General features: G+C 66.1%; 6 protein-coding genes. 1 reads left to right on the top strand and 5 read right to left on the bottom strand.

Annotation, left to right across the window (positions count from 1 at the left end):
* Positions 1 to 1,485: methyl-accepting chemotaxis protein (locus tag QZ609_RS20780; protein WP_295498993.1), on the top strand; the 1,485-nt coding region annotated here is incomplete at its 5' end.
* Between the two features lie 109 nt (positions 1,486 to 1,594).
* On the opposite strand, the gene QZ609_RS20775 is transcribed toward QZ609_RS20780, so the two are convergent.
* From QZ609_RS20775 to QZ609_RS20755, 5 genes are all read right to left on the bottom strand, one after another.
* Positions 1,595 to 1,903, bottom strand: coding sequence for an H-NS family nucleoid-associated regulatory protein (locus tag QZ609_RS20775; protein WP_295498990.1), 309 nt, complete (start codon positions 1,901 to 1,903; stop codon positions 1,595 to 1,597).
* Positions 1,904 to 2,296: 393 nt separating this feature from the next.
* The gene (locus QZ609_RS20770; RefSeq protein WP_295498987.1) at positions 2,297 to 4,384 is read right to left on the bottom strand and encodes a bifunctional diguanylate cyclase/phosphodiesterase; all 2,088 of its coding nucleotides are present in this window, start codon (positions 4,382 to 4,384) and stop codon (positions 2,297 to 2,299) included.
* Positions 4,385 to 4,702: 318 nt separating this feature from the next.
* A complete protein-coding gene (locus QZ609_RS20765) occupies positions 4,703 to 5,986 on the bottom strand; it encodes a helix-turn-helix transcriptional regulator (RefSeq protein WP_295498984.1) in 1,284 nt (427 codons plus the stop codon).
* A gap of 122 nt (positions 5,987 to 6,108) precedes the next feature.
* The gene (locus tag QZ609_RS20760; protein WP_295498982.1) at positions 6,109 to 7,779 is read right to left on the bottom strand and encodes a ShlB/FhaC/HecB family hemolysin secretion/activation protein; all 1,671 of its coding nucleotides are present in this window, start codon (positions 7,777 to 7,779) and stop codon (positions 6,109 to 6,111) included.
* A 314-nt stretch (positions 7,780 to 8,093) separates the two neighbouring features.
* Positions 8,094 to 9,521, bottom strand: a complete 1,428-nt coding sequence (locus QZ609_RS20755; RefSeq protein WP_295498996.1) for a collagen-like triple helix repeat-containing protein — start codon at positions 9,519 to 9,521, stop codon at positions 8,094 to 8,096.
* Between the last annotated feature and the right edge of the window lie 5 nt (positions 9,522 to 9,526).

Below are 9,526 nucleotides of genomic sequence, written 5' to 3'. Positions count from 1 at the left end.
GGGTTGGGCATCTATACGATCACGCAGTTGACAAAGGCCAGCGAAGAGCTGGCGCAAAAGCAGATGCGCGCCATCACGCAGATGGGCAGCGCGGCCAACAGCCTGGCACACGCCAGCCGTGCGCAGACCGCATTGCTGATTGCCACCACGCTCACCGAGCGCAAGACGCTCAGCACGCAGATTGCCGACAGCATGCAGCACCTCAAAGACGGGGTGGAGAACGTGCGCCCGCTGTTCACGTCGGACGAAGGCAAGAAGATGATCCGCGAGGTCGATGCGATCTACCCCGTCTGGGGCAAGCGCATGACCGATTTCGTTGCGCTGATGGACAAGCAGGGCCTGGACCCGACCCAGTTCGACAGCCGCGTCACGGCCGAGAACGTCGGCCTGCTGGACGACACCGCCGCGTTTGAAAAGACGCTCGACAAGATGGTCAAGCGTGTGGAAGAGGTCTCTGCCGCGTCCACCGTCAAGGCCCGTGACGATGCACACCGCTCGCGCCTGGTGATGATGGTGATGGCCTGTGCAGGTGCGCTGCTCGGCATCGTGCTGGGCCTGGTCATTGCGCGCCGGCTGTCGCGCCAGTTGGGCGGTGAGCCTTCGTACGCGGCCGAGATCGCGCGCCGCATTGCCGCCGGCGATCTGGCCGTGCACGTGCAGACCCGCCCCGGCGACCATGGCAGCATGCTCTTCGCCATGGCGCAGATGCAGCAGCAACTGACCGGCACGATCACCAACATCAAGAGTTCCGCCGATTCCATTGCCAGCGCCACCAAGCAGATCGCGGCCGGCAACGCAGACTTGTCGCAGCGCACGGAAGAGCAGGCCTCGTCGCTGGAGGAAACCGCTTCCAGCATGGAAGAGCTGACCAGCATCGTGAAGCAGAACGCCGACAACGCCCGCCAGGCCAGCCAGTTGGCCGGCAGCGCGTCGGACATCGCCGTCAAGGGCGGCGAAGTGGTGGGCCGCGTGGTCGAAACCATGGCCGGCATCAACGCCAGCAGCAAGAAGATCGCCGACATCATCGGCGTGATCGAGGGGATTGCGTTCCAGACCAACATCCTGGCGCTGAACGCGGCGGTGGAAGCCGCCCGTGCCGGCGAGCAGGGGCGCGGCTTTGCGGTGGTCGCGGGCGAGGTGCGCAGCCTTGCGCAGCGCAGCGCCACGGCGGCCAAGGAGATCAAGGAGCTGATCGGCGATTCGGTGGGCCGCGTGCAGAACGGTTCGGTGCTGGTGGAAGAGGCGGGCACCGTGATCGACGAGGTGGTGGTGGCGGTCAGGCGCGTGACCGACATCATGGGCGAGATCAGCGCCGCGTCGGAAGAGCAGAGCGCCGGCATCGAGCAGGTCAACCAGGCGGTCACGCAGATGGACGCAGCGACGCAGCAGAACGCGGCACTGGTGGAGCAAGCATCCGCCGCGGCGATGTCGCTCGAGGAGCAGGCGCAGGTTCTGCGTACTGCGGTGGCGCGCTTTCAGGTGTAGCCCGCGGGTGGCGCAAGCATGACAAAGGCCGGCAAATTGCCGGCCTTGTCTTTTGTGGTGTGCTCCGGAAGCTTCTATGTGCGTCTCGGAAGCGGTGCCCATTCAGGCATCAGGCAATCAGAAAATCCTCCACCTTCTTGCCCGACGACAGCGCCTTGACCAACCAGCCCGGACGCTTGCCACGACCGGTCCAGGTATTGCCCTGGCTGTCGCGATAACGCACCGGCACTTTACGGCCGACTTTCTTCGAGGCTGCAGCGCCCTTTGCGCCAAAGCCAAGGTCGTCCGCGGTCAGGCTGTATTCAACGATCTTCTGTTTGATTTCAGCGATCACCGCTGACTGCTCACTTGCCCGAAGTTCATCGGCCTGGCGCTGTAGTTCAGAGATCTTCTGAACAATTTCCTTGTATGTCGACATTATGGATTCCTCAACATTGCATTAGAAACTTGGGCACGCTCCCCGTAGCCCACGGCATTATAGCCACATTGCTTCTGCCAATTGTCGTTCGTAAAGAAATTGCGTTCCGGATTCAGGCTCAACGATGGCTTGTCGGCTGCAGAGCCGCCCGTGGCTTGCGGTCTTGCACCAATTCAGGTCCGGTGAACATGTGAACAAATCGGCGGCGCACCGCGTAAGCGCTTGTGCTGCGCTCTTGATAGCGTGCTGTGATGGTGTGGATTGCTTTTTATGTGACCGCTTCATTGCTTCGGCAGCGACATGCCGATGCTGTTTTGCGGCATTTCCGCAAGTCAGTGAAAGGTTCTGGAAAGAAAATCACAAATGCATCGAAATGGCGCATTCGTATCGCTTTCAAGCGACTTGCTTCTGCTCAATCAAGCGCTGGAATTCGCTGGCCGGAAGCGGGCGGGCCAGCAGGTAACCCTGGATCTGATCGCAGTGCAGATTGATCAGCGACTGCATTTGCGCGGCGGTTTCCACGCCTTCGGCCACCACCGTCATGTCGAGCGAATGCGCCATCGCGCAAATCGCGCGGATGATGGCGCTGGCTTCCGGCGGGTTGTCGTCGAGCGCGCAGACGAAGGCGCGGTCGATCTTGATCTGCTGGGCGCGAAAACGCTGCAGATAACTCAGGCTCGAATATCCGGTGCCAAAATCGTCGATGGCCACCTCAAAACCGAGCGACTGCAGCTGGCGGATGGCGGCAATGCTTTGCCCGGCATCGCGCATGGCGGCGGTCTCGGTAATTTCGAACATCAGCCGGTCTGCGGCCACCTGGTAGCGGTGCAGGATCTGTGACAGCCGCTGCACCAGGTCGGGTTGCTGGAACTGGCGCGGCGACAGGTTCACGGCGATCTTTAGCGGCGGCATGCCGGCGGCGTCCCAATGCATGATCTGGCGGCAGACCTCTTCGACCACCCAATCGCCCAGCTCGACAATGGTGCCGGTGCGCTCGGCCAGCGGAATGAACTCCGCCGGGGAGACCGGCCCGAGTTCCGGGTGGTTCCAGCGGAGCAAGGCTTCCGCACCGGCCAGGGCCTGCGTGTGGGCGTCGAACTTGGGCTGGTAGTACACCGAGAGCTGCCCGTTGAGCGCCGCATGCGAGAGCGCCCGCTGGATCTGCAGCACGCGGTGCGCGGTGGTGTTCAGGCAAGGCTCGAAGAAGCGGTAGGCGTTGCCGCCCGCCTGCTTGCATTCGAACATGGCGGCATCGGCATGTTCGAGCAGGGTGCTGGCCGTGGCGCCATTGTGCGGATGGACGACCACGCCGATGCTGGCCGTCACGCGCAGGCGCCGCCCATCGATGTCGACGGATTCCCGTAGGCGGAACAGCAGCTTGTCGCCGATGGTGGCGGCGGCCTCGGGCAGCGACAGCCCTTCGACCAGGATGCCGAATTCGTCCCCACCCAGGCGGGCGACCACGTCTTCGCCGCGCATGGTCTGGCGCAGGCGCTCGGCCACGCTTTGCAGGACGCGGTCGCCAATGGCGCGGCCGTGCTGTTCGTTGATCTGCCTGAAGCCGTCCAGGTCGAGATAGAACAGGGCGAACGGGCGGGCGCGCCGGGTGGAGGCCAGGATGGCGTTGTCGATCGCGCGGTGCAGCTGGAAGCGGTTGGGCAGACCGGTCAGCGCGTCGTGATGCTCCAGCGCTGGCGGCTGGCGCGTCACGCGGGCCAGCGAGGCGGCCAGGTGTGCCTGCGCGGAGTCGACGTGCGCCTCCAGCATCATCAGCACGGCATGCAGGCCCAGTGCCAGCAAGACGCCCCCCGCGCAGAGCATGATGACGGGTACGGCACGCAGCATGGTGTCGTCTGCCGACGGCGCACCGGAACACGGCCAGACGACCAGCGACAGCACGGCCGAGGTGGCCAGCACGATGGCCGCGCGCGCGCGCAAGCCCACGGCCGAGCGGCGCTGATTCGCGGGCATATGGAAGGCCATGCCCATCGCCAGGCTGGCGCCGGCCAGAACGATCAGCGCGCCGCCGCCGCAGCCCGTGAGCAGGCGCAGCGTAGGCAGCGGGTCGCTACGCAGCCAGGGCCGCGACAGCGCAAGCTCAACGACGACCAGTCCCAAGCCCAGCGTTGCGGCCGCCAGCGCCATGCGTTGGCGCGGCAGTGGGTGCGCGGATTCGGCCGGCGTGGCGTTGGGCAGCGCTAGCCAGAGCGCGGCCAGCGAGGCGGCCAAGGCGGCAACCAGCGAGACGATGACGGGGGCGGCGAGGGCACTCGGCAGGCGGTGCAGGCCGGCTTGCGCCAGCCACAGCCCCGACCACAGCCCGGTCCCAAGAATGGTGGCGCAGGCAACGCGCCACGTGCGGCGTTTTGCGACAGGCGCGCCCCCCGGCAGGCGTGTCGCGGCATCCAGTGCGGCAAACGTGGTCAGCCCGACACTGATCCACGCAAACAGCAGCAGCGCCATATGGAAATTGTTATGCATGCGAGCGCATTTGGCGTGGCCCCGATCCACGCCTGTCTGTGTTTTGCGGCGAGGATAGCGCAAAAGGCTGACGTTTCAGGCGACGAACAGGGGCCTTTGTTGCGCGCTACTCACAAAATGCGTCGGATAATCCCGCCGTTATTGCTCCGCGTCATGCCGTGATGGCGGCTCCGTGCGCCTATCAGAGAATCGGCGCAAACAGGCAGAACTTGCCTCGGGTATACGCGGATGGCGAGGTCCATGGAATCGCCGCTGGACGGAATGGACGCCCGGCGGGCCGGGCACGTGGCGTTGCCCGGTCGGGGAGGCTTGTATTGCTCAGGCGTTCAGGCGGGTACGCCGGCGCGAGGGCGGGGTGGCCGCGCCCGCGCGCTCGAGGTCGACACTGGGCAGCAGGTGCAGCAGGCGCACCAGCTCGGACTGACGATGCGTGCCGGTCTTGCGCAGGATGTCGCGAATATGCACGCGCACCGTGTGCAGCGAGAGGAATTCGCGGTCGGCGATCTCCTGCAGCGTTTCGCCGGCGGCCAGGCGCGCGGCGACGATGCATTCCTTGTTGGTCAGCCCAAACAGCGAGGCCAGCACGCCCGCGTCCATGACCGAGCGCGTCTCGGAGTTGCCCACCAGCACCAGCGCCAGCGGCGAGGCCCAGGCCGAACGCAGGGCGTCGGAGGGCGCCAGCGGCGTGGCGATGAAAGGCACCGGGCGGCCGTCGCGCGCGAGGTACATCCACGAGCCTGCCGCGCCTTGCACGCCCATCGAGCCTGCAGCGTGCTCGATCAGGTTGCGCAGGGCGGCGTCATGGCTGAGATCGGCCGAGTGGAAGTGGCCGCCGTCGAGCGACAGGCGGTCGTCTTCTTCGGTCATGGCGCGCACCCAGGCGTTGGCGTATTTCACGCGCATGCCGCGCTCGATCACCATCACGCCAAAGTCGAGCGTATCGAGCCCAGCCATGCCAAGCGCGGCCAGCTCATTGAGCTCCTGGTTGCGCTGCTGCATGCGCGCGGCACGCTGCAGGTGCGGCAGTACGCGTTCGAGCCGCGTCTGGCGCTCGCCGGCGCTGAATTCGGAGAGATCGTCGCGCGTGCGCAGGCGCATGGTCACGCACAGGTCGGGCGTGTCTACCAGGGTCATGCCGGCGACGGGTTGATCACTGTCATCACCCATGCCGACAGGGTCGCTGGCGCCAACAGCGCAGCGCAGCAGCTGCGGATCGCGGCAGAATTCGGTGCAGTGGCCAGCCTGGGGGCAGTTGCGGCACCAGCCGGACGACACCCCGTGGCGGGGCGTATCGGTGTGCTTGTCCCAGACGAAGTAATGTGCGCTTTCCGCGCCGGCATAGACCGACAGCAGTGCCAGCGCGATGGGCATCTGCGCGGGGTCGAGCACCGCCTCGTAGATGGTATCGACGAGTCGATGGAATTCTGCGTCATCCGACAGACGTTGCAGCATGGTGGCCCCCGGTGCGTATTGGCGCGACGGTTGCGGCGGCTGCGCCGCTCCATCGCTTATGTGCGGCGCAACGCCGCTGTCGCTGTCGTGTTTCTTCTTGTTCTGCGCGACTTCGTTACTTATCGGCAAGTTCTTGGAAAAGCTGAGCATAAGCTGTTCTTTGATGCTCCCAAATTCTGGTGCGGCTGTGTGCCCCTCTCTAGAGGGGAGTGTGCCCAACTTTCAGCGCTGAAAATAAATAATTCATAATTCTCGTATATGACGACCACCCGTCACGGGAACTGATAGGTCCACGCCGCATTGAACCGCAGGCTGCGCGCGCCGGAGTTGGTCGGCATATCGCCCACGGGCTTCGCGAGGGCCAGGTCCAGCGTGTAGTGCTTGCGGTCGGAGAAGCGCACGCCCAAGGCGATCGAGCCGAGCTGGTCGTGGATCAGCGTGCCGGCGTTCGAATACACCTTGGCCGTGTCGTACAGCACATACGGCTGCACCGTCTTCAGGTACGTCATCGACGCGGTGAACAGCCGGTTGAGCTCGAGCGACAGGCCCCAGCCGCGGTCGCCGGCCACTTCGCCAGCCGGGTAGGCCAGGCCGAAGAAGCGCCCACCAAAGCTGATCTGCTCGGACGACGGCAGCACCGCACCGCTGTACTGCGCCGCGCCCGAGATCGCCATGCCAAAGCCGAACGGCAGGTCGTGCGCCTCGCTGGCGGTGATGCGCGTGCGCAGGAAGCCGAGGTCCACATTGTTGTTGGCCGACTTGCTGGCGCCCGCGGCATCGATGCCCTGGTACAGGCCGAACGACGCGCGTCGCGTCTCGCCGGGTTTCACTTCCGTGTACAGCGCCTCCGCGCCGAGCACGCGCACCTTGGCGGCCAGCTCGGTCTGTGGGATCGCCGTGTTGATGGGCGTGTATTGCTGCTTGTCGTCGTTGCCGTAGAAGGTGCCGGTGACGGTCAGGCTGCGCGTGCTGGAGAGCAGCAGCGGATAGCTCAACGACAGGCCCAGGCGCTGCGTATCGGTCAGGTAGCGCGATTGGTAGCCGAGCTGCCCCAGCGGCAGGTTCTCGGGCATGCCGCGATAGTGCGACCACGACAGCTTGGCCAGCAGGCCATCGGTGCCGATCGGCTGTGCCCAGGTGGCGGAGTAGAACGTCTCGTGGTTGGACCCGCGCGGCTGCAGCGTCGACACCGTGATCTGCTCACCCAGCGGCGTCAGGCTGTTGACCGTACCGGTAATCACAGCGCGCACGCCCGAGCGGTATTCCATGCCGGTGCCGATGGTGTAGGGCTGGCGCTTGACGTTGAGCACCAGCTCGCTCGCGCCGTCGGTGGTGGTGGGCGGCTGCACGGTGGCGGTGATCTGCACGCCGGGCTGCAGCGCCAGCACGCCGGTCACGCGCTCGAAGGTTTCGCGGCGCAAGGGGCGCTCGTCCATCATGTGCTTGGAGATGGCGCGCAGGCGCTCCTCCAGTGGCCCCGGCGTGCCCTCGACGCGCATGCGTGCCACATAGCCTTCCACCACCGTGACGCGTACCACGCCACCCTCGAAGGTCTGTGCCGGCACGAAGGCGAACGACAGCGGGTAGCCGCGGTCGGCATACAGCTTGGTCACGTCGTTGGCCGCTGCCAGCAATTGGGCGACGGTGATGTCGTGTCCGGCCATCGGCGCGAAGTGCGCGGCGATTTCCGGAAACGGCAGTGTCTTGACGCCTTCGATCTGGAACTTGGTGGGGGTGAGGTGCGTGGCCAGCAAGTTCTCCAGCGCCGGGTTGGGCCGCTGCACTTCGACCTGGATCTTCTGTTCGGGCGGGCGCGAGGTGTCGACACGCGGCAGCGTGTCCATCGGGTTGCCCTGCGTGGGACTGCTCTGCGCCCAACTCGATACGGGACTGGTCAATACAACGCCTGTGGCCAGGGCCAACCGTAAGGTGGTGGTCCGCACACCTGTCTCCTTCTTGTTTTGCTCAATGCGGTGGAATCGTGCCGGCAGGCAAGTCGCGTGCGGGCCGGCTCGGAGTCGGCCATGCCTAGACGAAGCTGCGCGATGCTTGGAACGATAACCGCGAGACATGGTGCTTTACAACAAAACACAATGTGGCAGCGTTCACGTGACGCAACGCGCCATGGTTGATACTGATGGCGCTTGGGGTCTTGCGCCATGCCGATGCGTCGAGACCTCATCCAGCAAGGTCCCGACGCGTTTCAAACACGACGGCAGCACGACAACTGTGCTAATGCGCGCTGCTTAGCCGGGGCTTAGTGATGCGCGCCCAGTGCGCCACCCACTGTGCCCAGCAGACCGCCCACCGCGTTGGTGACCGGCGCGAGCGGCGTGGCGGCGCCAGTCGAGCTGAGGCTGCTGCCGACGGTGCTGACGATCGACCCGACCGGAGCGGTGATGGTCGAAACAGGGCCGAGCGGATTGCTGCCGCCCGATGCGCCACCAAGACCGCCCAGGGCGCTGGTGATCGGCGCCAGCGGACTGCTGCCACCTGCCGCGCCACCCAGTGCACCCGTGACCGCGCCCAGCGGATTGCCGCCGCCTGCTGCGCCGCCGAGGCTGCTGAGCGCTCCGGTGATCGGGGCAAGCGGACTGCCGCCACCTGTCGCGCCGCCCAGGCCACCCAGTGCACCCGTGACCGCGCCCAGCGGATTGCTGCCACCTGTCGCGCCGCCCAAGCCGCCGAGCGCGCCCGTGAGTGTGCCCAACGGGTTGGTGCCACCGGTGCCACCGCCGAGGCCACCGAGTGCGCCGGTGATCGGCGCGAGCGGATTGCTCGCCGTGCCGTTCGGTGAATAGGTCACGCCACCGAGTGCAGCCACGGTGTTGCCCACCGCCCCGACAACACCGCCCAGATTGCTGACCACCGGCGCGTTGGTATTCGTGAGCGCGCTGCCGAGGTTGACGACCCCTCCGCCCACCGTGCCCAGCAGCGTGTTGCTGGGCGAGCCCAGGCCGGTTGCCGCGCCGCCCGCCTGCGTGCCGCTGGTGACCTGCGAGGTGAGCGGCACGATGGCCGAAGAGAGCTGTTGCGTGAGTTGTTCCACCGGACCCGTCGACAAGGCGTTGCCCAGTGTTGCACCGCCGCCGGCAACGGCCTGGCCGACCTGCGATACCGCCCCGCCCAGCGGCGTGGTGAGCGGTGCCAGCGGCGCCAGTTGACCGGTCCCCAGGCTGCTGACGAGGTTGCCGCCGCTGGTCACGGTATTGCCGACGGCCGTCACCACGTTGCCCGTGTTGCCCACCGTGGTACCGATCGGATTCGGGTTGGCGCCGATGCTGCCGAGGCCGTTCTGCACACCGGTGCCAGCCGTGGACAAGGTGTTGCCGAGGTTCTGCACGACATCGCCCAAGCCGTTTTGCACGCCGCTGGGCACGCCCGGCAGGTTGGCGGCCTTGATGGCGGTGCCGATGTCACTGACCGTCGCACCGGTGGACGAGACCGCGCCACCGGCATTGTTGAGGACCTTGCCCGCCGGTGTCAGGGAGGCGGGCGCAGGTGCCGGCGACGGCGAAGGAGAGGGCGACGGTGAGGGGGAAGGCGACGGCGTCGAGCCGCCGCTATTGTTGCTCGTTCCGGCCGTTCCGTTCGAGCCGCCGCCACCCAAGGAGCCGCTCGTATCGCCCGAGCCTGAACTGGCGCAACCGCCCAGGATCAGCAGGCTCGCCATGGTGGCCGTCAAGCGTT

The organism is uncultured Ralstonia sp., assembly GCA_913056305.1.
Taxonomy (GTDB): Bacteria; Pseudomonadota; Gammaproteobacteria; order Burkholderiales; family Burkholderiaceae; genus Ralstonia.
The sequence above is the reverse complement of the archived record's forward strand: the minus strand, read 5'-3'. Positions and strand labels throughout refer to the sequence as shown.

What these genes read in the sequence shown, in the direction of transcription:
- QZ609_RS20775 (WP_295498990.1), bottom strand. Translation starts at nt 1,903, where the DNA reads ATGTCGACATACAAGGAAATTGTTCAGAAGATCTCTGAACTACAGCGC.
- QZ609_RS20770 (WP_295498987.1), bottom strand. Translation starts at nt 4,384, where the DNA reads ATGCATAACAATTTCCATATGGCGCTGCTGCTGTTTGCGTGGATCAGT.
- QZ609_RS20765 (WP_295498984.1), bottom strand. Translation starts at nt 5,986, where the DNA reads ATGCTCAGCTTTTCCAAGAACTTGCCGATAAGTAACGAAGTCGCGCAG.